This is a genomic window from Methylocaldum sp. GT1TLB, from assembly GCF_051027445.1.
Taxonomy (GTDB): domain Bacteria; phylum Pseudomonadota; class Gammaproteobacteria; order Methylococcales; family Methylococcaceae; genus Methylocaldum.
On the sequence record NZ_CP194898.1, the window covers coordinates 3,082,612 to 3,104,952 of the forward strand.

Annotated in this window: 18 protein-coding genes; 6 read left to right on the plus strand and 12 right to left on the minus strand. The window is 53.8% G+C overall.

Annotated elements, in window-relative coordinates; translation table 11 throughout:
• Positions 1-214 precede the first annotated feature (214 nt).
• Together ACR2R1_RS13400 and fusA are read left to right on the plus strand one after the other, a co-directional pair.
• Positions 215-511: a hypothetical protein gene (locus ACR2R1_RS13400; RefSeq protein ID WP_434110471.1), complete on the plus strand. Its 297-nt coding sequence runs from the start codon at positions 215-217 to the stop codon at positions 509-511.
• 350 nt (positions 512-861) lie between these two features.
• The gene (gene fusA, locus ACR2R1_RS13405) at positions 862-2,916 is read left to right on the plus strand and encodes an elongation factor G (protein WP_133717510.1); all 2,055 of its coding nucleotides are present in this window, start codon (positions 862-864) and stop codon (positions 2,914-2,916) included.
• A gap of 29 nt (positions 2,917-2,945) precedes the next feature.
• Here fusA and ACR2R1_RS13410 read toward each other — a convergent pair whose 3' ends face one another.
• The gene (locus ACR2R1_RS13410; protein ID WP_240507063.1) at positions 2,946-3,680 is read right to left on the minus strand and encodes a hypothetical protein; all 735 of its coding nucleotides are present in this window, start codon (positions 3,678-3,680) and stop codon (positions 2,946-2,948) included.
• 504 nt (positions 3,681-4,184) lie between these two features.
• On the opposite strand from ACR2R1_RS13410, the gene ACR2R1_RS13415 reads away from it, so the two are divergent.
• Positions 4,185-4,667: an MEKHLA domain-containing protein gene (locus tag ACR2R1_RS13415; protein WP_434101492.1), complete on the plus strand. Its 483-nt coding sequence runs from the start codon at positions 4,185-4,187 to the stop codon at positions 4,665-4,667.
• A gap of 17 nt (positions 4,668-4,684) precedes the next feature.
• Here the strand turns inward: ACR2R1_RS13415 and ACR2R1_RS13420 are convergent, their stop codons facing one another.
• Complete coding sequence (locus ACR2R1_RS13420; protein ID WP_434110473.1) at positions 4,685-6,277, minus strand: hypothetical protein; 1,593 nt, start codon at positions 6,275-6,277, stop codon at positions 4,685-4,687.
• A gap of 409 nt (positions 6,278-6,686) precedes the next feature.
• Here ACR2R1_RS13420 and ACR2R1_RS13425 point away from each other — a divergent pair, with 409 nt between their 5' ends.
• The gene (locus ACR2R1_RS13425) at positions 6,687-7,172 is read left to right on the plus strand and encodes a DUF5063 domain-containing protein (RefSeq protein ID WP_166642569.1); all 486 of its coding nucleotides are present in this window, start codon (positions 6,687-6,689) and stop codon (positions 7,170-7,172) included.
• An 83-nt stretch (positions 7,173-7,255) separates the two neighbouring features.
• On the opposite strand, the gene ACR2R1_RS13430 is transcribed toward ACR2R1_RS13425, so the two are convergent.
• The 6 genes from ACR2R1_RS13430 to ACR2R1_RS13455 form a co-directional block, all read right to left on the minus strand.
• A complete protein-coding gene (locus ACR2R1_RS13430; protein WP_077730770.1) occupies positions 7,256-8,422 on the minus strand; it encodes an ABC transporter permease in 1,167 nt (388 codons plus the stop codon).
• Positions 8,423-8,675: 253 nt separating this feature from the next.
• Complete coding sequence (locus ACR2R1_RS13435) at positions 8,676-9,836, minus strand: ABC transporter permease (protein ID WP_077730769.1); 1,161 nt, start codon at positions 9,834-9,836, stop codon at positions 8,676-8,678.
• An 11-nt stretch (positions 9,837-9,847) separates the two neighbouring features.
• Positions 9,848-10,540, minus strand: a complete 693-nt coding sequence (locus ACR2R1_RS13440) for an ABC transporter ATP-binding protein (RefSeq protein WP_077730768.1) — start codon at positions 10,538-10,540, stop codon at positions 9,848-9,850.
• 22 nt (positions 10,541-10,562) lie between these two features.
• Entirely contained in the window at positions 10,563-11,693 is a 1,131-nt protein-coding gene (locus tag ACR2R1_RS13445) for an efflux RND transporter periplasmic adaptor subunit (RefSeq protein ID WP_156880140.1), read from the minus strand.
• Positions 11,694-12,152: 459 nt separating this feature from the next.
• Complete coding sequence (locus ACR2R1_RS13450) at positions 12,153-12,812, minus strand: GNAT family N-acyltransferase (RefSeq protein ID WP_086134693.1); 660 nt, start codon at positions 12,810-12,812, stop codon at positions 12,153-12,155.
• A gap of 375 nt (positions 12,813-13,187) precedes the next feature.
• The gene (locus ACR2R1_RS13455) at positions 13,188-13,940 is read right to left on the minus strand and encodes a PEP-CTERM/exosortase system-associated acyltransferase (protein WP_077730765.1); all 753 of its coding nucleotides are present in this window, start codon (positions 13,938-13,940) and stop codon (positions 13,188-13,190) included.
• A 108-nt stretch (positions 13,941-14,048) separates the two neighbouring features.
• On the opposite strand from ACR2R1_RS13455, the gene ACR2R1_RS13460 reads away from it, so the two are divergent.
• Complete coding sequence (locus ACR2R1_RS13460) at positions 14,049-16,031, plus strand: ThiF family adenylyltransferase (protein WP_434110477.1); 1,983 nt, start codon at positions 14,049-14,051, stop codon at positions 16,029-16,031.
• A gap of 33 nt (positions 16,032-16,064) precedes the next feature.
• Here the strand turns inward: ACR2R1_RS13460 and ACR2R1_RS13465 are convergent, their stop codons facing one another.
• A complete protein-coding gene (locus ACR2R1_RS13465; RefSeq protein WP_434110479.1) occupies positions 16,065-17,507 on the minus strand; it encodes a DUF1302 family protein in 1,443 nt (480 codons plus the stop codon).
• Positions 17,508-17,539: 32 nt separating this feature from the next.
• The gene (locus ACR2R1_RS13470; protein ID WP_077730762.1) at positions 17,540-18,217 is read right to left on the minus strand and encodes an ABC transporter ATP-binding protein; all 678 of its coding nucleotides are present in this window, start codon (positions 18,215-18,217) and stop codon (positions 17,540-17,542) included.
• A 326-nt stretch (positions 18,218-18,543) separates the two neighbouring features.
• Between ACR2R1_RS13470 and ACR2R1_RS13475 the strand changes: the two genes are divergently transcribed.
• Entirely contained in the window at positions 18,544-19,314 is a 771-nt protein-coding gene (locus ACR2R1_RS13475) for an outer membrane lipoprotein-sorting protein (RefSeq protein WP_077730761.1), read from the plus strand.
• 111 nt (positions 19,315-19,425) lie between these two features.
• Here the strand turns inward: ACR2R1_RS13475 and ACR2R1_RS13480 are convergent, their stop codons facing one another.
• Both ACR2R1_RS13480 and ACR2R1_RS13485 read right to left on the minus strand, forming a co-directional pair.
• Positions 19,426-20,586, minus strand: a complete 1,161-nt coding sequence (locus ACR2R1_RS13480; RefSeq protein ID WP_434110481.1) for an ABC transporter permease — start codon at positions 20,584-20,586, stop codon at positions 19,426-19,428.
• 83 nt (positions 20,587-20,669) lie between these two features.
• A complete protein-coding gene (locus ACR2R1_RS13485) occupies positions 20,670-21,833 on the minus strand; it encodes an ABC transporter permease (protein ID WP_205780788.1) in 1,164 nt (387 codons plus the stop codon).
• Positions 21,834-22,341: the final 508 nt, after the last annotated feature.

Below are 22,341 nucleotides of genomic sequence, written 5' to 3' on the forward strand. Positions count from 1 at the left end.
TTGTTTTCTTACCGCAGTTTCAACGACGACTTGCTCCCAATGCATGCGGCATAACGCTGCCGGTGCCCCATTCGGCAAACATCAAGCGAACCCTGCATCGCCCTTTAAATCTAAGTTGCAGCTTGATGCGTCAAGAGTTCTTCATTAGCGTTTTACGCACAAGCTTTGAAGATCGGGAGTCAACCGCTGCCATTCTTTGCCGGAGGAGGTCGTCATGATGTCTATCGCTTTCCGCGTCATCGCGGCACTCGTTGTCGTTGGAATTTCCACGGGCGATTCAAATGCCGAACCGAAAGAGCTTTTCCAGCCGGACGTGGAGAATTGCCGATTTATCGCCAATGTAAAAGGCTCTTCGGGATACGGAAAGGACATGAATTGGCGGCAAGCGGCAAAGGTTCGGGCCTTGAAAAAGGCCGACGGGATAGGCGCCACACATGTGGTCTGGAAAAGCTTCAAGGAGCTCGGAGTGCTCAATGGCGTAGCCGATGGCGCTGCTTATCGGTGTGATTAGCAATCGATCGGCGATGCTTGCGCTTAAACCGATAAAAGGAACGACGGAAGAATCAATGCCGGCAAGAAAGGACAGGTAACACAGACATTTTTTTCCTTGCGCGCTGTAATCAAGCATCCGCACCAACCGATAGATTTCAAGGAGATCGGATCGGCGCCGCCGTGATCAGCATATTTCTGCCGTACGAGAAATGGTGAACGGCTCCATCCGACGGGAGCGCACCTCCGAGTTCTCAAGGTCGAATCGGCGAAACTCAGGTCCATTTTGAGAACATAAGCTAACTTGAACTCACCCCTCGTACTCCCCTACACTCGAACTCAACCCCCAAAATCGCGAGAGTGAGGACGGATATGAACGCATACTCGACCGAAGACATCAGGACTATCGCACTGGTCGGACACGCGGGCGCGGGAAAGACGACGCTGGTCGAAGCACTGCTGTATAAGACGGGAATGATCAATACGCCGGGCAGTGTGGAGAAAGGAACCACTGTTTGCGACTACGATCCGCTCGAAAAAGCCCATCAGCATTCCCAGAAACTCGCCGTCACCCACATCGACCACAAAGCTACCCGCATTCACCTTTTGGATACTCCGGGATATCCCGATTTCATGGGCCAAGCCTTGTGCGCGCTGGATGCGGTCGAAACCGCGGCCGTGGTCATCAACGCCGCCAACGGCATCGAATTCACCACCGGCCGGATGATGCAATGGGCCCAGGCAAGAGGATTGTGTCGAATGATCGTCGTGAACAAAATCGACGGCGACAATCTGAACCTGCCGGAACTCCTGAAGGAGATTCGCGATGCCTTCGGCAAGGAATGCCTCCCGATCAACTTGCCTGCCGACAAAGGTACACGGGTCATCGATTGCTTCTTCAACGGGGACGGCAGGACCGATTTTTCGTCACCGACCGAAGCCCATGGCGCGCTGATCGATCAGGTGGTTGAAGTCGATGAAGAGCTCATGACGCAATACCTCGAACAGGGGGAGATCGCTCCCGAAACCTTGCACGCCCCTTTCGAAGAGGCGCTACGCAACGGCCACCTGGTTCCCATTTGTTTCGTTTCCGCCCGCACCGGCGTCGGTGTTCCGGAATTGGCGGACGCATTCGTAAAACTGCTGCCGAATCCCAAGGAAGGCAACCCGCCCCTGTTCGAACGCTGGCCATCCAGCACCGAGCGCAAGAACGCCGTGCCGTTCCGGTCGGAACCCGATGCGTCCAAGCATGCGCTGGCTCATGTATTCAAGGTGGAAATGGATCCGTATGTCGGCAAGATCTCGGTATTCCGCATCCATCAAGGCACCGTCGTCCCCGATACGCAACTGTTCATCGGCGAGTCCCGCAAGCCCTTCAAAGCAGGGCATCTGTTCATGCTCCAGGGCAAGCAGCACGTTCCCGCGATGCGGTGCATACCGGGCGACATTTGCGCCGTAGCCAAGGTGGATGAAATCGAGTTCGATTCGGTGCTGCACGATGCGCCCGAGGACGACCATATCCACTTGAAACCTCTCGACTTTCCCCATGCAGTGTTCGGTCTGGCGATCACTCCGAAGCGCCGGGGCGACGAACACAAGTTATCCGAGGTCCTGCACAAGCTTGAAGCGGAAGATCCCGCCCTGGACGTGGAATACGATGCCACGACTCATGAGGAAGTGATGCACGGTCTGGGCGAACTCCACTTGCAAAGGGTGCTGGAAAAAATGCAACAGCAGTACAAGCTGGAAGTGGACACTCATCCGCCCAAAATTCCTTACCGCGAAACGATCACCTCGCCGGCCGAGGGGCACCACCGACACAAGAAACAAACCGGCGGCGCCGGCCAATTCGGCGAAGTTTTCCTGCGTATCGAACCGCTGCCGAGGGGGGCGGGTTTCGAGTTCGTCGACGAGGTCAAAGGCGGCGCGATTCCCGGACAATTTATCCCGGCGGTCGAAAAAGGCGTGCGACAAGCATTGGAAACCGGCGCCGTGGCGGGCTACCCGATACAGGATGTCCGCGTCGTGGTTTACGACGGCAAGGCGCACCCGGTGGACAGCAAGGAAGTGGCGTTCGTCGCGGCCGGCAAGAAGGCCTTCCAGGATGCCGTGGCGAAAGCGCGACCCATCGTGCTGGAACCGGTGGTCAACGTGGAAATCAGTATTCCGGAATCGACGATCGGCGATGTCACCGGAGATCTCTCGTCGCGACGCGGCCAGGTTACCGGCACGGCGCCATCGCGAAGCGGGATGACGACGGTCGCCGCCCGCGCGCCTCTGGCCGAACTGAGCAGCTATCATTCACGGCTCAAATCGCTTACGGCCGGCCAGGGTTCCTATACGCTGGAATTCAGCCACTATGAACCGGTATCGCCGCATATTCAGCAACAGCTCATGGGGCAGTACAGGCCTCGTCCGGAAGACTGAGAACCCTTGACCTACCGAGACAAGCCGCGTCACCGCCAGCCGGAATAGGACAGCAGACGCAAGAAACGCGGAAACTCGACGCCCATGAGCAACTCCATTGTCTTCGCCTGCTGCTTCAGATCGGCGATCTCGGCGTGTTCGAGTCGCTCTCCGAAACCGAATCCGATCACATTGCCCCGGCCGGGAACCTGCAGGCGCATCGTGCGTCTTTCGAAATAAAGATTGAGCAGTCCCATGGACTGCCGCAGCGACTGGGTCTCCGTTCCCCACAGATTTATGGCGAGAATGCCCTCCGGGTGCAAAAGCCGGCGGCTTGCCGAAAAGAAATCCTGTTGATTTACGGCCTCCGCAAGGCCTTGATGATCGAAGACATCCACCAGAATATGATCGTACTCCGCCTCCCGACGGTCGGCTTCGGCACAGACGAATTCGTTTCCGTCCGAAACATGAACGGTGAGTCGCGCATCCTTCGGAAGACCGAAATATTCGTAAGCGATCTCGGCGACCGCCGGTCGGCACTCGACTGCATCGATTCGGCATTCGGGGAAGTGATTGAACAGGAATCTCGCGAGCGTACCGCCCCCCAATCCCAGCAGAAGAATTTTGCGCGGCTCGGGTTTGAACAGAAGTCCCGCGAGCATCGCCCTCGCATAAGAAAGCTCCAATTTATCGGGTTCGGCGAGCGACATGGCGCTCTGTTTGGGATGGGTGCCGAAATGAAGAGAGCGAACGCCGCAGGTTTCGACAACCTCGATGAGGCCCATTTCATCTCTGCAGCAATGGACAAGGGTACCGCCGTACTTCCGCATCGCAATGACTTCAGACCGAGCCAAATTCCAGTGGAAACGCGAGGCATGTCCGATCGGGCGGAACAGGTATGGTGCGCGTTTTCCCGCACAGGATTGAGGCAGATGCCCCGAATCCGATTGCAACCCCACAGACGAAACGAGCATATCGTTGTTTTAACTGATTTTTCAATCGTGGCACGCCCATTGCGTTAACATCTTTGCATAACCTCTTCTTTCGGACACCAGGGGACAGCTGACATATTCTCCATAACTGCCTACTGTATCCCTCCGTTAACCGCAAAAGCCATTTCCCCCTGTTACTCTGGTGTCCTTCTTTTTTGACGAACGGCCGATTCAGGCAGTGCCGGCGGGCACCGTCGCAATAGTGATGCTATCGGTCATTCGGGAATGCCTTCGGTACGGGCTATTATCGGGTTACGCCTACAAAGCGCGGCTTAATTTACGTCCTGAGAGCCGTACATGTCCATGACCGCTTTTCCCAAACCCAGCGAAGAGAACTGTTTCTTGGCCGATCACGTAGCCATTTTGCGGGATAGCTATAGACATTGGACGGGGCGCGAGCTGGTCGATCCGAGAATGAATCACTACGAAGCGGCCCGGTATCTGTTTTCCGCCCCGTTCGCGGTGCTTTCTCATGATACGGCCAAGGACCCGGTTTTCAACTACGCCAATCAAACCGCGATGAGCTTGTTCGGCATGGAGTGGGAGGAATTTACCGCGTTTCCCTCGCGCCTTTCCGCCGAGCGCCAGAACCAGGAAAATCGGGAACGCCTTCTAGCCGAAGTCGCCGCTCGCGGCTATATCGAGGATTATCGGGGGATTCGCATCTCGAAACACGGGCGTCGCTTTTTGATCGAGCACACAACCATCTGGAATCTGCTCGATGCCAGAGGCGTCTACTGCGGCCAAGCGGCGAGGTTCTCCGATTGGAGTTTCGTCTGAGCGCGAGCGAGGCGTATTCAAACGGAAGATGCTGGCGCTTCGACTGTCGTAAGCGCTATTTGGCAGAAATTCGAATTGGCTTCGATAAGCCGGGCTACTCGGAAGGTGTTTTTCTCTCCCTGCTCCTCCACGAGGACGGTATCGCCGCAACGTAGCTTGACAGGCGGAATGACTAAACTATCCGGCACATCCGTGCCCATTTTGAACAACAAACCTTTATGCGCACGGCTTCCGGGCGAGTCGGCGAAAAATCGGACAAAGCACGGACGATTTCCAAACAGTTCGACGTTGTAGCAAAACTGGCCGTTGTATATTTGTCCGCCCCGCACGACCCCCACCTGGATAATCTCATCGTCGGTGTTTAATGCGAGCAGATCGCCTATGCGAAAGACCTGCCCACCGGAATCGATGATATAAAAACCAGGAAGCTCGCTACGGTAGACCTTTACGGAACGCATGTCCCCGAAACCAATGCCTAGGCTCTCGTCCTTGGCTCCCGAACCCGAAACCAGCGCGGCGGCAAAAGTGCCTGTGGATTTTGAGCCGAGAATCTCCGGTCGCATATCCGAACTCAGGGGCGCCAATTCGAGTTGGTCCAGGTTCGACCAAAGGGATTGGGAGGCGCCGCTGATTCGGCGTGACTCGATACGGCCCACTGTTGCGGCGATTGCCTCGACTCCCAAACTGGCAGCGGCACGCCGCGCGGTCAGTTCCGGCTGATTCGGCAGACGATCGCCGAGTCTGGGGAGAACCAAGGCCAGCGGATTTTCCTCTGGCTTGCCGTCCGTCCGAATCTCGTTGCGAAATTCATTGAGCAAGCGTTCCATGAACAAAAACCTAAGACCCGGCTTGTCGACCGGGGCAGGCGCGGGCACCGGCATGATAGGTCCGCCGACCGACAAATCGAAACACAAGACGGCACGCGCCCCATTACTGACGGGCGTCGACTCGATTCTCACGAGATCCGCATGAGCCACCAAAAAATCGAACAGCCGCTGCATGTCCTGCTGGCTGAGCCTACTTGGAGCGGCTATCCCGAACAAGAGTATGACCTTAAAGAACAGGGGGACGGAAACCGTTCCCAAGGCTTTGTCGTCCGGGGACGAATGACAGAGTCCCCGCTCTTCCGCCAGCCGGAAAAGCCCGAAGACGAACGACCAAAAAGCCGAGGGCTGCGCCTCATAAATCTGAGCAGATCTTAGAAGGCTGTTGGCGTAGTACTCGAATGCGCGCCCGATGATCAAAGCCTGCTCTGATGGATTAAAAACGCCGGTAGATGTCTCCGCTTCCACGAGTTGCCTATAACCCGCGGCCAGCTCGCCATGAAATCTGGAGCAGAGACTGGCGATTTTCCGTGTCTTTCCATCCAATGGAAAAGGCCTGTCAAGGAAATATGACAGGAGCCCCTTATCAAGCCCCGTCACTGTCGCTCGGCATTTCTCGAGGATCGCAAAACGAAGGCGCGGCTCGATGGCGGAAGCGTTCAACGCCCGCAATACCGGATAAAGTACACGGCAGCTTTCACGGATATTGGCCACGGGCAATCCATCCAGCCAAACCGAGGCCGCTTCGATATCGAGCTTGAAAGGCAGAGCCGGATCGTGATCCATAAATCGAGAGATAGGACTTGTGACTTTACCTGAGTTTAGCCCTAAGTCGGCTTCTTACAATTCGGCTGTAGAGAGTATATTCACCCGTTACGATATCTTTGAGATCTTGATCTCAAAATCGAGCACTTCAAAGGATCGCGCAGGCATTCCTCAGCCGAGGGAATTCTGGCCTTGAACAGCCATTCCGGAACTCCTTTCCGGCATAGCGATGGACGTTCCATGCGCTACGAGGACACCGCCGCCGCGAGCGAATCGCCCCGGATTGACTAGACTTGTTCACGATGCGCTTTGGCTTGCAGCGAGCGATCGGCTTTCGAACCTCTAACGCAATGACTTCGGAGCGGCACGATTGATCGCTGAAGATGCTGGTACGATTTGGAGTCAATTGGACTTTAACCGATCAAAAAACGTGATTGACGATAAAACCCCGCTCGAAGCGGTAGCCGAAGCCGCACATGACTATTGCCGCTTGATCGAGCACGTGAGAGCCAATCAGCTGGCGGACTGGCTGAGCTGCGTGCAAAGCTCATTACTGAAATTGGATACCGCCGTCAGGCGACTCGCCTCTCAAGAACCCTACCACGCGTACAAACTGGCCCACGATTTGGATGCGCGTTTCGAGTCCTATCTTCGCCTTAAACGTTACCTGGACCACTACGACGAACTCTCACCGGGGCCGGACCCTGCCGAATTCTATGACCTGAGCTTCGGAAATCTTTCGGAAAACCTGACCGATATCTATTTCGAAGTCAGACGCGGACTGGCCTCGTACGAAGCCGGAACCATCGGGGAACAGTCGGCACAGCGGATCTGGTCGAACGGCTATCGCAATTATTGGCAGCAACATCTGAAAGAGGCGCGGAAACGTCTCAACCTTATCCGTTTAGCCGGATGAGCGGCCAAAGCGCCGCCATTTCGAAATTCGCATATCGATTCACGGTCATCGGCATGCTCCTTCAGAGGTTGTAAAAAAGCCTCTCAGACAGATCGCAAGGCATCGATCAAATCCATCCTGGCGGCTCGAAAGGCGGGGAGCAAGCCGCCCAGCAGGCCCATGAACAGCGAAAACACGAGTGACTGAAACGCGATCGTCGGCGTCAGGGTAAACGTGAATGCCAGTTCGGAAAACGTCTGCCAATTGAGGGTGGAAACCGTCAAAAGTTGCATGGTGGAAGCCAGCGCGACACCGGCGAGACCGCCGATCAATCCCAAAAGCGCTGATTCGAAAAGAAAGGCGCTCAATATACCGCCACGCCGAAAACCCAGCGCTCGCAACGTTCCGATTTCGCGGGTCCGGCTCGCCACCGCGCCGTACATCGTGATAACCGCTCCGATGATTGCGCCCAGCGAAAAAATCACGCTCAGGGTCATGCCGAGTATCTTCAGGAAATTCGCCAGCATTTCCGATTGCTCGGCGTAAAAAACCGTTTCCCGCTTGGCTTCCACCTTCATCCGCGGGTCGGCCTCGATACGGACCCTGAAGCGCTCCAACAACGAAACATCGGCGAGCTTGGCGACGACCGCGGAATAAGCCGTCCGCCGAAAAGCCTGCATCAACTGATCGGCATCGCCCCAGATTTCGGAGCTGAAGCCGGTGTTTCCGGCGTCCATCACGCCGACGACGGTCCAATCGCGCAGGCCGAAGCGTATCGTTTCCCCGATGCCGGCACCTTTGAAATTCTCTGCGATTTTCCTGCCGGCAACGATTTCGGACGATCCGGGACGAAACATCCGTCCCTCGGCCAAACGCACCTGCGGTCTTAGCGTCAGCCCTTTCTCGGACAGCCCCCGAATGGTCACATTGGAGGGTTTGTCGCTGCCCCGTTTCGGCAGCGTCATCAAAACCATGACCTCCTTGGAGGCAAGCTTCGTTCCGTTCGGCGCATAGGCGATTTCCGGCGCGCTCTCGATGATCGCAGCCTGCTCCCGCTCGATCGAGCTTTGAACTTCCGTCTCCGCCCCCTGCCGGATCAACACCACGTTGTCATCGCTTCCGGTCGCCACCAAGGTCTGCCTGAGACCCTCGGTGAGCATCAGCACGGTTGCAAATACATAGACGACCAGAGCCATCCCCGCCGCCGTCAAGACGGACGTAGCCTTGCGCGCCCACAAGCTCTTCCACGAATAAGAGAACGGTATCTTCATCCTAGAAACGGCAGTTGGACGCGTCCGAGTGTGCGGCTGACGGGCCGGATGGCTAGGCGCGACGACGCCGTGGGGCCGCCCCCCACAAGAAGGAGCAACGCCGCCAGGTGGCCCGTCAGCCGTGCAATCGGGTGCGTAGCGGCTTCACCTAAACGGTGAGATCGATAGAAGATAGGACGGTCAGAATTCATATGGCTTTTCTGTTCCTTCTAAGCGGTCAACTGCCGTTTCTAGGTTCATGGTCGCGCTCTCGCTAGCCGATGCTGCGCAGTCCCTCGCTGACCGGGAAGGTAATGACGCGCCAGGCGGGGAATACCGCCGCCGTCAGCCCGATCAGGCACGAAGCGAACAAGCCGAATTGTATGGTTCGCGAGGATATTTCGAACACCGGAAACAGCGTGCCGAACTTGGCCGCCAAGATGCCGGCCGCCGGGAAAGCGGCCAGGATGCCGAGAATTCCGGAACCGATCGACAGAGCCAGAGATTCGCCCAAAATAAGCGCGAGCAAATAGCGCGATCCGAACCCGACTGCCTTCAGCGTTGCGTACTCGCGCCGGCGCTCTCGGGTACTCATCGCCATGGTGTTCGCCATTACCGCCATGATGATGGCGATGACCACGAAGGAAACTATCTTGATGGCGACCAAGATAGCTTCCGTCATGGCGACGAAGCCGAGCTGGAATGCCTCCTCGGTTTCGGTCAGAGTCTCCGCGAGCGAATTCTCGAAAAGCCGGTCGACCGCATCGGAAAGTTCCGCCGCGCGACCGCCCCTATCGATCCGGAGAACAAAGACGCCTACACGCTCGGCCCGGCTCGGATCCGTTTTCTTCAGGGTTTCGTTGAGGTTGTCCCAATGAAACAGGAATAAGGTCTCGTCGGTCTTTCTTTCCGCCCCGCGATAAATGCCTCGCAAGACGAAACTCCAACTCCCCGAATAGATGGTTCCGCGCAACGGAATCACATCGCCGATCTTCCACCCGTACTCTTCCGCCAGCTTTCGGCCCGCAATTGCGCCTTTCCGGTCCTTTATGAAAGCCGTTTTCTCCGTTTCCGATAGAATGAATTCGGGGTAAAGCTCGAGATAGCTTTTCGGCTCTATGGCGAACTGGGGGAAAAAATTCCGCTCGTCGATATACACGCCCCCGAACCAATTCGAATAGCTCAGACCGGTAATCCCGTCTATCTGCCGGATGCGATTGGCATAGCTGATCGGCAGCGGAAATATCAGGGAGATGGCGTTTCGGGTAATGAGGCGATTGGCCGAGGTCGCCTCCGCGCCCGCATACCAGGCGTCGACCACGGTTCGGAGGAGAGCGAAAGCGACGATGGCGATGACGATGCCAAGCGCGGTCAGGCTGGTCCTGAGTTTGTGCCGAAAAAGATTTCGGAGTGCGAGACGCAGGAAAAACAGCATCGATCGGAGACTTAGTCCGTGCCCGATGGATCGTCGGTCAGGACCCCTTTATCCAAGTGCCGGATGGCATGCGCCTTTGCAGCGGCGCGTTGGTCGTGAGTCACCATGATGATGGTCTTGCCCAGGTTCAGATTGAGATGCTCCATGAGCTCCAGTACCTCTTCCGCCGATACGCGGTCCAAATCGCCGGTGGGTTCGTCCGCCACGATCAAGGCGGGATCGACAACTAGAGCGCGGGCGATTGCGACGCGTTGCTGCTGTCCGCCGGACAGTTGGGACGGATAATGATCCATGCGATCCGTCAGACCGACCAGTTCCAGGACCAGTTCCACGTGCTCGCGTCGTTCCCGCTTCGACAAGCCGGTCAGCAATAGCGGAAGCTCGACATTTTCGAACGCCGTCAAAACCGGCATCAAATTGTAAAACTGGAAGATGAATCCGACATGCTCCGAGCGCCAATCGGTGAGACTGGATTCCGGCAACTCGGCGATATTGATTCCGCCAACCCTGAGAACGCCGCCGGTCGGCCGGTCCAGGCCCGCGATCAGATTGAGCAGCGTGCTTTTGCCGGAGCCGGACGGCCCCATGAGCGCCAAAAAGTCCCCCTCCCGAATGACCAAATTGATATCGGCGAGTACCGGGACGATCTGATCGCCCTTCCAATAGTGTTTGGTGAGATTCTCGATTTCGACGATCGGGTTCATGTAACGAACCGGGCCGGCAGCGCTAAGATCTTTCGGCTTCCCGGACACGGATCTCCATACCGTCCTTGATTTTTTCGGACGGACTGAGTACGACTCGGTCGCCGGCCTTGAGCCCGTTCTTCACCACCACCCACTCGCCGATACGTTCTCCGGTATCGACCGGGACTTCCTTGACCCGATTGCCGTCCAGCACGAAGGCGACGCTATCCGGACCGCGCGTCACGATCGCCGCGGGAGGTACGCCGGAAATGGGCTTCCGCTGATCGGCGGCAAGCTCTCGCGACAGAAACGCCACTTTGGCGCTCATATCCGGCAGGATGCGCTCGTCCTTATCGATAAAGCGCACCTTGACCAGCACGGTTGCCTTGGTGCGGTCCACTGTGGGCACGATGCGATCGACCGAGCAACGGAATCGATCATCCGGAAACGCATCGAGCTGGATTTCGCATGGCTGACCGACACGTACCTGATTAAGATTCGACTCAGCCACATCGACCTCGACTTCCAAGGTATTCATATCGGCCATGGAGACCACGGTCCCCTTCGACAGCATCGTCGAGGAGAAGGGCGCCAGAATGTCGCCGATATCCGCATTCTTGCTTAGGATAATGCCGTCGAAAGGCGCCCGAATGAAGGTGTAATCCAAGGACACTCGCGCCCCCTGATATGCCGCCTCGGCCGCGGCGATCGCCGATTTTGCGCTTTCCACGGCGGCCACGGCCTTTTCGTGCCGGGCAACCTCGGCATCATAGATTTCCTGCGAAACGAATTTTTTCTGCACAAGCGTGCGGGCACGGTTCAGAGCCAGGGTGGATTCCTTCAACTCCGCTTCCGCTTTCAGCAGATCCGTTCTTGCGACCGCGACATTGGCCGCAGCCTGGTTAAGACTCGCCATCAGATCGCGATTTTCGAGCTGTGCGATGATCTGATCCTTTTTGACGTAGCTTCCTTCCTCAACGTCGAGCTTTTCCAACTGCCCGGTTGCCTTGGACGCCACATCCGCCTTGGTTTGCGGCACCACATAGCCGGTTGCGTTCAGCAAGGTAAACGCTTGAGAAGGAAAAACTTTTGAAACAGTGGCGACCTCGGTCTCGATGCCGGCGCTACGAAGTTTCGAATAAACCAGAGCTCCCACAGCGATCGCAATCAGCATCGCAAGCAGTCCAATGCGCTTGCGAAGGGCCCCGATGCGAGGGGGAGCCGAAATCTCTCGCGCCGCCCGATCGATCCGTAGTTTAGAAAGGTTATTCGTTGTCACGATATGACTGATTGACAGCTAAGAGCACTATTTCGATCGGAAGCCATTACGCCCGACGAAATGAGGATTTAACGGAATGAAGCTAGCAATTGCCGTTAGCATACTCCAAACGCATGCTTACCGCGTCATATTGAATGTCGATTGCGGCGCAAAAACACCAAAGCGCGCTTGCGCCTGAAAGCGTCATCGTTTCAAACGGTACGACGCTCCCGGAGCGTCAACGGCTTGCGCGGCAGCCGTAAACGTTTAAGCCGACATAATGGAAAGGATGAATTTCGAAGAAAAGACGGATCTAGCGATTCCAAATAGCTCCACAATGATCGCGAATTCCACCGCCGGGTCATCGTGAATGGCTTATGCTACTTGGCGACTATAGAGATCCGAGTAGTAATAGTAGCTGTGTGCCCTGGAAAACATCTGATAAGCCCGGCTATACGGACGAAAAACCCGATCAAATCCTCTTTCCAAGTCCACAAGATAAGGCGCTCTCACGCCGCGGTGAATACAGGGGGCGCCGATTTGAAGCATGTCGACGCCTGCGTTCCCCAAGATTCTGTGAATAGAGCGGCGGCACAAAAACAGTACGCTTTTTATATCCTGTCGGAGGCAATAGTCTCGGGCAGCACGGATAAGCCCTAATAATATTTCGGGTTCCGCAGCCAATTTCGTTTGGGCTTGGCGAAAGTTGTCGAGTACCAGAAGCCGCGAAAACTCTGCGACTACGGCATCTTTTTCGTTCGACGGAACCTCGATATCAGCAATGTGATTAATCGGCAAAGCGGAGACCTTATCTATCACTAAGCGCGCAGCGCCAATCCATCTGTTTGTCAGCGGCTCCCTGACCAAGAAATGAATCGCCCGGTCGTCGTACTGATCATTTTCCATTTCGGAAGTGAATCTACTCGCATCTTCAAATCCCTTTTCCAAGCAAAATACCTTGTACCTCAGATTGAAGTGAATCTCTTTACTTTCCGGGGTATCCGCCAATACGACCTCGTAGCGAGCATCAAACATCACGCGTTCTCCTTAAATCCAACTTAAGTCAAGCAGAGTCGGCCTATCGAACGAACAGATTTGATCTCAGGTGCCTTACCGCGACTCATCGCGCCCTGAGAGTACGCAGCTCTTCGCTGAGACGACGCTCAGCAAAATGAGCATGCGAAACACCAGGATGCGTATAAGCAAGAAAAACGCCAATGGCGGAATAACCCGGAATTAATAGCTTCGACTGAAAGTTCTTGGAGTAAACTCAGAAATTCCTCACAGCGAGGTGTCGCCGAATCGCGACACAATTCGGTGACTCGCTGTATTCCCTTGAAAAATCTCGCATCTCGGTGTCTCTTATCGGCGTCAGGGTTGATCGGTACGCTACCGCTACAAAAGCATTCCTCAATACGGCCATAGCCTGCCTTTCTGGGTAATGAATTCCCAGACCGCAGGGCAGTCGCGCTTGATGCCGGACATCACTTCATCCACCGGACCAATGCAGGGGACTCGCAAGCCATGATAATTAACCGGCTCGCCAATTTGAGTAAACCGAATTCCGAACCGTTTTAACAATCTCAGCAGCTGCGTTTCCATAACCGCATACCAAAGCTTGATATTGTTTTCGGCACTCATCTGCACTATCGCTTGAAACAGCCCCAAAGTGATGTGAGGAACCAATCTCCGGTCGTCCTTCTCGATGACGGGAACTTTGTGCTCAGCAATACCATGGATGGTCTCGGACTCCCCAACGCGGCGCCGAAATTGCTTCGATACGGCAAAGCGGGAGATTTCGGCTATCTGCTTTCGCTCGAATTTAAGTGAGATGCTTGATCTGTCTTCCGGAGAAATCGAACAATGGTCCTCGATCGGAAAGCCGTTTTGTGGGTTCTGGTTATCGGAAAGAACCAGCCTTACTGTGGCCACTGCCGCCTCATCAGGTTTTGACTTTAGATGCCGAACCAGGGAATGAACGGCCCTTTGATCGTATTGGTCTTGTTCCAGACCGTCCTTAAAAGTAGTTTTATCTTCAAAGGGATGCTCTACGCAATATATCTGGAACCGTAAAGCCTTAACCTGTTTGATCAGTTCATCTGTATTTGCCGGAATAACCTCGAAATGCCGATTAAAGCTATCAAACCAGTTTTCTTTTGTCATGGCCGGTTCCTAATTAGCCTAATAATTTCAGTCTAGAATAAGCTTAGCTGAATAGAACGGACTGGCTTTACATTAAGTGAAATTGCGCTTCGGATCACACAGGCTCTTATGAACTTCGATTATTTGTCCGCGTTCTCTAGAAATATCGGCTGGATAACTTGGGAAGAACAGCAGATTTTACGGTCCAAACGCGTCGCCATAGCGGGACTCGGCGGTGTCGGCGGAAGCCACCTGTTGACGTTAACGCGCCTCGGCGTTGGCGGCTTCAGTATCGCCGATATGGACACTTTCGAATTGGCAAACTTCAATCGACAGGCCGGCGCCGATCTCAATGCGATCGGGCTGTCGAAAGCCGAAGTGATGGCGGCAAAGGCGCGTGAAATCAATCCGACCCTCGATCTGCGATCATTTCCCGAAGGTGTTACCGAATCCAACTTAACGTCTTTCTTGGACGACGCTGACCTTTACATCGACGGGCTGGACTTTTTCGCGCTAGATATGCGAGCCAAAGTCTTTGCCGCTTGCGCAACACGGGGTATCCCCGCGATCACGGCAGCGCCGCTCGGAATGGGCGTAGCGCTGCTCAATTTCCTTCCCGGCCAAATGACGTTCGAAGAGTATTTCGGACTGGAAAACCAGCCGGAAAACGAAAAAACCGTTCGCTTCCTGATGGGGCTGTCGCCGGCGATGTTGCAGACACCGTATTTGGTCGCCCCCGACGCCGTCAATCTAGCCCTGCATCGTGGGCCCTCAACCGCCATGGGATGCGAACTGTGTGCCGGAGTTGCAGCGACAGAAGCTTTGAAAATCCTACTCCGAAGAGGCAAAGTATTCTCCGCACCATGGGGCGTTCATTTCGACGCGTACCGCAACAAACTGGTACGTACCTGGAGACCCGGAGGAAACCGAAACCCCTTGCAACGAATCGGATTAAGGATTGCGAGAAAAAAATTTATGGCGAAGCTGTCCGAGTGCCCTTCAGCGCAAACCGAACCACAACGTTCCTCTCTCGAGCGCATTCTCGAACTTGCCCGGTGGGCGCCCAGCGGCGACAACACTCAGCCCTGGCGGTTCGAGATAGTCTCGGATAACCGCGTCGTCATCCATGGGTTTGATACCCGCGATCATTGTGTTTACGACCTTAAGGGCCGGGCCAGCCAAATTGCGATCGGCGCTCTTCTTGAAAATCTCGTCATCGCCGCCAGCAGCCACGGGTTAGCCGCCAACTGGTCTCTACGTCCAGAGTCCAGCGAAACAGCGCCGATGATCGACGTTCATTTTTCGCCCGATCCGGCGCTCAAGCCAAGTCCTCTTGCTGCTTATATTCCCATTCGCGCCACTCAACGCAGGGCGATGAAACGGCGGCCACTTTATCCCCAAGAAAAGATGCGGCTAGTCGAAAGCCTAGGTAACGATTACACGGTCTTGTGGCTGGATAAACCTGAAGATCGGCTACGGACTGCGCGACTGATGTTTCGAAACGGAAAAGTTCGGCTTACGATGCCGGAGGCGTATGAGGTTCATAAGAACGTCATTGAATGGAACACTCAGTATAGCGAAGATCGAATTCCCGACCGGGCCGTAGGATTAAACCCGCTAGCTCTCGGACTCATGAGATGGGCCATGAGGAGCTGGTCGACGGTCAATTTCCTTAACACCTATTTCGCCGGAACCGTTCTGCCGAGGCTGGAATTGGACTTGATCCCCGGAATCTTTAGCGCCGGGCATTTCGCTCTCATTGCGGATAAGCCGCCAACTTCAGTCGGGGACTATCTTTCCGCAGGTCGCGCTTTGCAGCGCTTTTGGTTGACGGCCACGCAACTTGGTTTGCAGCTACAGCCGGAAATGACTCCCTTGATCTTTGCCGGCTACATCCGAGAATCGATCAAGTTCACTCGTGTGGACGCTGTCGAGAAAAAGGCAAAGCTATTGGCAAACGAGCTAACTGCTCTTTTGGGAGATGAGTGTGTCGAAAGAGCGGTATTTATGGGCCGGATTGGAGAAGGAAAACCGCCAAAAGCACGCTCGATCCGCAAACCCTTGTCCGAGCTTCTGGTGACAGGGAATATCAACACGCGATTGGTAGCGTGATTGATCGATCGGGCAAGTCGCAGCGCCAAGAGATTAAAACGAATACCGAAACTCGCCGTATACCCTGTCTTTGGCATCGAACTGCCCGAACAGTCCGGTAGGTTGACCGCCGAAAATATCGGCGCCGACTACCATTCGCCAGTTCCTCAGAAACTCCCAAGTCACCTTAGCCTGCACATTCCAATCGGACCGATTGAGACTGTGTATGAAAAGCACCTCCGGCTCCACTTTCGGATGAAAATACCGCGTGCTGACCAATGCGGATACACCGCTCTCTAACTCGTCAGGAATCATGTGCTGATCGTGGTGGCTGAACCAGCGTTGAAAAAACTGCAGGTTGAGGCGAGTATCTTCCAAAAAGCTGAAATCGAGCCCGAGGATGTAATCGAGAAAATCCTGAGACACCAGTCCATCCGAATCCATGAGCCGAGTCGTCAAAAAAGGCTGATCCACCGTATAAACAGCCTCGCCTTTCAATACAAAAGGACCAAAGTCTTTGGCAAGCGTGCTACCGACCTGATGAATTCTCTTGTGAACGGAGCGATAGGTAATCGTCGGCGCAGGAGCCAGCACGATGTTACGCGCGAAGGCAGGAGAAAGATCCAGACCGCTGTAATAGAAAAGCGAAGTATCCCAGCCAGATTGAAGATAAGATAGCCTTAATCCGTAAGCGGTATTTTCAAAGGTATTGTTGGGCCGCTGGTCGTTCTCGATTACCGTCGTGAATCCCGGCGTCGGAGGTGGATTAAAAGGGAAGAATTCCGAACCGACTTTGCCGATATCGTTGTAGGTCATATAAGGAATCCATATCGCTTCGCCATGGAATCCTCCTTTGAAATACTCGGCCCGCATGGCCCACTGAGGAATTCGTAGTAAATCAAAATCGGGAAGCACGAACTGGCGCAGATCCTTCGCAGAGACGACATCGGCGAAAAACAATCCCACCATTTCGCCCCAGATGATGTGCTGACGTCCGAAGCGGAAATCCCAATCCCCGGCGGAATAATCGAGATAGGTTTCACGAAACATCGGCTCGAAACGTTGGTCGTGACGCACCGATTCAGGATCAAAATCGGTCAAATCGTAAATCGCGTCATACATAAGCCGGCCGCTCGCCTTCCACTTCAGACTGGCACCCCAGCTACCGTGAGTTCCCAGTTCCAGGAGGTTACGAAACTTCGACCAATGGTCGGGCGACGCATAGGTGTAAGCGAGTTCACTCTGAAAAAAGCCGTTCAAATCCGGCCAACGGAGCGGGCGCGCATCATCACCCGTCTTCCGCTCAACCTCAAACAACTCATCAACCGATGCCGGTTCTTTGTTTTCTGTTTTTTCGTCTTTTAGATCAAATAGCTCGTCTACGGAAACCGGCGCTTCCTTCTCCAGATCAGCAGAAACGCCGTCTGTCGAGTTGAAAAGCCAAGTAAGAGCCAAGATGCCGTACAGACAGAGACGAGATGATCGCGGGTACTGCACGAGGGAATTCTCCAAATCGGGAAAGCACGCGTTTATGGAACTATTATCCGGCCGTCACTGATTCTCACGACCCTGTCCGCCATTTCCATAACTCGATGGTCGTGGGTCGAAAAAATGAAGGTCGTTTTTTCGTCCCGATTGAGTTGCTTCATCAACTGCAAGATGCCTTCACCGGTCTTGGAATCAAGATTAGCGGTCGGCTCGTCCGCCAGCACGATGACAGGATGCCCGGCCAGGGCTCGTGCAATCGCGACCCGCTGGCGCTGGCCACCGCTAAGTTCCGAAGGTTTGTGCTTAGCGAAATCAGCAAGCCCCACCACGACCAGGTAATGGGCTACACGCCGGCGCCGCTCCTTGGGCGGAATATCCTTTCTATACAAGAGAGGATATTCGACGTTCTCCCACGCGGAGAGAACCGGTAGTAAATTGAAGGTCTGAAAGATGAAACCGAGGGTTCGAGCTCGAAGATCGGCCAATTGGTTAGGTGTTTTCTTGCTCACCTCTTCATTGCCGATGTAAATTTCTCCCCGCGTCGGGGTATCGATGCAACCGATTAAGTTTAGCAAGGTAGATTTTCCGCTCCCGGACGGCCCGGCTATCGCCATGAACTCGCCTTCCCCAACCCCCATGGAGACGTCCCTAAGAGCTTCGACCGTCTGTTTTCCTAACTTATACTCCTTCCATACGTGTTCCACGCGAACCTTAGTCATGTTAGCTGTTATAGTCTGTGTGAAGTTACCCTACTATATTTATCGTATCCGAACATTGTCCGATAAGGTCAAACAACAAGCTTTTTGAAAAGGCACCCCTAGCGCTAGTAGAAGGTACTCGAATTAAGTAAAAAAATGCGGATATCCTTCAAAAATTCTTATCAATAGAAGTAGTGAGATTATTTCCCAGATTTCTCCGGGACGGATGGCGACAAGCGTAAATCCGACGGGGGAACACCCCGATATCCTAACGCTTCCGAAGCGACCAGCTTAGACCGTCACCGTTCATAAAGCATAGCCGAGCTTAGCAACATCTAGGAAACAACATGCAAACATCTATCGCCCGACGATTCGCTTTTGCCGCAGCCGTTACCCTATTGTCAAACATAATATTGTCCGGCTCGCTTCGAGCCGACGACGTACCGGACCCGGCCGAGATTGTGGCAGCGGCAGATCGCATTCGCTTCCCTCAAGAAGGATTTCAGGTCGATATCTCCATCACCACGACTACCTCGGACAGCGAACCCGATGTGCGCGAATATCGTGTTTTATCGAAGGGTAACGAAAACACCGTGATTTTAACGACCGCACCGGCCGCCGACCGCGGGCAAATCATGCTCATGCGGGGGCGCGACTTTTGGGCTTTCATGCCCTCCGTATCACAACCGATTCGTCTCCCCTTATCACAAAAGTTGACAGGCCAGGTGGCAAATGGCGATTTGGCCAGAGCGAATTTTACCGGCGACTATAATCCAAAACTTTCAAGAATCGAAGAAATCAACGGCCGAGAATATTATGTGCTTGAACTTAGCGCCGTAGATAGAGGCGTCACCTATCCGAGGGTGCTGTATTGGGTTGATAAGAAAAACTACAACCCATACAAAGCAGAATTCTACACCTTGTCAAACCGGCTATTTAAAACCTGCCGATTTCAAAAATTCGAATCAATGGAGGGAGAAGTACGCCCTACTCAGCTAGTAATGGAAAATGCTCTGAAAAAGGATGAACGATCGATCTTGGATTACAGAAAAATGAAGCTCAGAGATTTGCCCGACAAGGTTTTCACAAAGGACTATTTAAAGAAAGTTCAGGAGTGATCGCCATCCAACCCCACACTGTAGCCTCTATAAATCCATTAAGAGCCCTGTCTCCGTAGGCCATTCGCCCTGAGCCGAGTCGAAGGGTTTTATGACCTACCGGGATAGGTTCTAAATATTGCTCCGTAAAGCCTCTACTATAGGCGTATGAATAACCCTTCGCGCAGGCACCACGACAGCAAGAGCCGTCGCCAAAAACCCAACCACAAAGGCTACGCCAAGCACATTCGGAACAACGCGTACGATAGCCGTGTATCCCATATCCGAGTTGGGCGGCGGCGGCATTGGGATACCGAAAGCAGATATTCCCCCAGCCAGTAAAACGCCGACAAAGACTCCGACCGCCGCACCTATAAGCCCAAGAATGGAATATTCCAGAACAATTAACTTAAAAACATCTAATGGTCTATTACCGAGAGCCATAAGCGTACCAAACTCACCTATGCGTTCGTGAAGCGCCATGTTTACGCTATTGGCCACGCTTAAAAATACCATGACCAAAATAATGATTTCCAAAACGGTGAACTGTCGCTGATACATATCGACCGTTTTTTGATAGAAATCCGCGAGCACGAACCAAGGTTTTACCTCGTATTGCTCTGACGATAACTCCGCCATTAACCTTTTGACAACACGATCAGTATCCGCCGTATCATTCAATGCGAACACCAGTGCGTGGATTCCCGGGGTTGCTAAAAGATCCTGGGCAGAACCTAGGGAAATCCGAACGGCGCGATCATCGAAATCCTTCGAAAAACTTTGAAATACTCCAACGACGGTAAATTCAAGGCTGTTTAGAGCACCCTCCGGCGTATTGACGAGGAGTGTCAGTGGATCCCCCGGTTTGACCTTGAGTGCATGGGCAAGACCTTTTCCTACCAAAATGGCCATCGGGTCCGAGTCGCTCAGCGGCTCCCCCTCCACAATCGACAACATACTTCCAACCTGTTTCTCTTTGGTTGGCTCGACGCCCTCCCCCAAAATCGGGTAATCGGAGTGTCCGTTATTCACAAGGCCCGAAAAACTTACACGTTTCATAACCTCGGCGACTTCCGGCCACGTGCGGAATCGGTCAACGAGCCCGTCAACATCCTCCATCAGGAATTTATAAGGATCGCGGCGGCCGATGGTCGAGAACCCACTTCTGTATATCTGCAAATGTCCCAGCTGAGAATGTATCGTCGACTCGCGCAGCTGAACAAAAATGTCTTCGATAAATCCGCCGACTAATGAGATACCCGCGACGCCTAAGGCAATTACCGTCAGCGTCAAAATAGATCTTACGGTCTGTCGAAATAGATTTCTAAGCGCGAATGTCAGCATGGATTAAATCAGCGAGATGAGGCGCCATCCGGTTAACGTGACTTTCTCAATGCCTCGACTATGACAAGCCGGGAGGCCTTCCACGCCGGAAATACACTGGCCAGAAAAGTGGATATCAGGGCGACGAGCACGGCCTTGGCGATCAACGGCCCGGTGATAAATATTTCAGCTGTATAACCGGTGCTCGTGCCTGGAGCCGGCGGCATGGGAATACCAATTGCCGATATGATCGCAGCCAAACCCCAACCGATCGAAACGCCCAACACGCTACCGATAACTCCCAACATAAGCGCTTCAGCGAGAAAAAGCCTGACGATTTCCAATCGTTTGAGCCCCAAGGCCATCAATGTGCCGATTTCGCTTGTACGGTCCATTACATTCATGATCAGCACATTCGATATACCCAGCAAAATCATGAATCCAATAATGCCTCCCAACACATTCATTTGCTGGGAAAAAAGCCTCACGGTCTTATTGTAGAAATCGGCGAGATCGTACCAAGGAATGAGCTGGAACTCTCCGGTCTTTTCGATGAAAAGCTGCTGAATTCGCTTGAGTATTTTTTTAGTATCTGATGTGTCGTCAAGCAAGACGGTCCATCGGTGAGCCCCCGACACTCTAAGAAGTTTCTCTGCCGTAATCAAAGGTATGCGCAAAGCGGAATCGTCGAACGCCTTATTCGCCGTCGAGAAGACCCCAACGACATTAAGCTCCACCGCATTTATCCCTCCGGAAACGGTATTTGCCAGCAAAACCACTTTGTCGCCCGATTTTATGCCCAAATTAGCGGCGAGACCGTTCCCGATAACTGCGCTTAAGGGTTGATTCGGATCGAGCCCCACGCCCTCTTGAATGGAAAGATCCGGTTTAAATGCTTTCTCTTTCTCGGGATCTATACCTTCTCCAATAAAACCAATCGTTGTATCCCCATGACTAAGCAGCCCATTGAAACTAAGCCGTGGCGCCACCACCTTTATGCCGGGCAGTTTCGCCAGCACTTCAAGCTCATCGACGGAATGCGGCAACAGAAACCTGTACGGATCCGCCGCGCCCCGATCCAAATAGCCAGGCCTGACGACTTGGATATGGCCGAGCCGAAAAAGAATCGTTGATTCCCGCATTGCCCAGAAAATCCATTCGATAAATCCTCCCGCAAGCAGCAGAGCAATGATGCCTACACCAATCCCCGAGAGCATGATCGAGGTCCGTCTCGGTTGCCTCCAAAGGCTACGTAACGGCAACTCTAGACTTGATTTCATGGGCGAGAAGCTCTTTTTGCAAAAAAGATTTCTAAGGAAGCTCTGATCCAATCGCAAAAACACACAATGAGGAGCGTTTTTAGGATGACAATAATCACTACACCTTGGAATAAATCAGAGGTTCCCTAACGAACCAAGATGGGCGGATGGTCGATAGTAACTGCCTGTCGCGACTATTTTAGTGTATAAGGCAAGGGAATGCCGCGTGATGGCTTGGCTTACCCTTTCCATTTCATCCTCGCCCGCAAAATCCCTTACGGCGAACATTGCCGAAATGCAGGCTCTAGAACGAGCCTATTGGACGACACCACAGACCTGGGGGTGCGCTCAAAGGCGTTAACATTGCGCTGTCCTTCCTTAATTCGCCGCCTTACAACAGGACAATCGACGCATCAATAGCCAATTGGCCAAAAATTTAGTTTCGCTTCTCGGTTAATGTTAATCC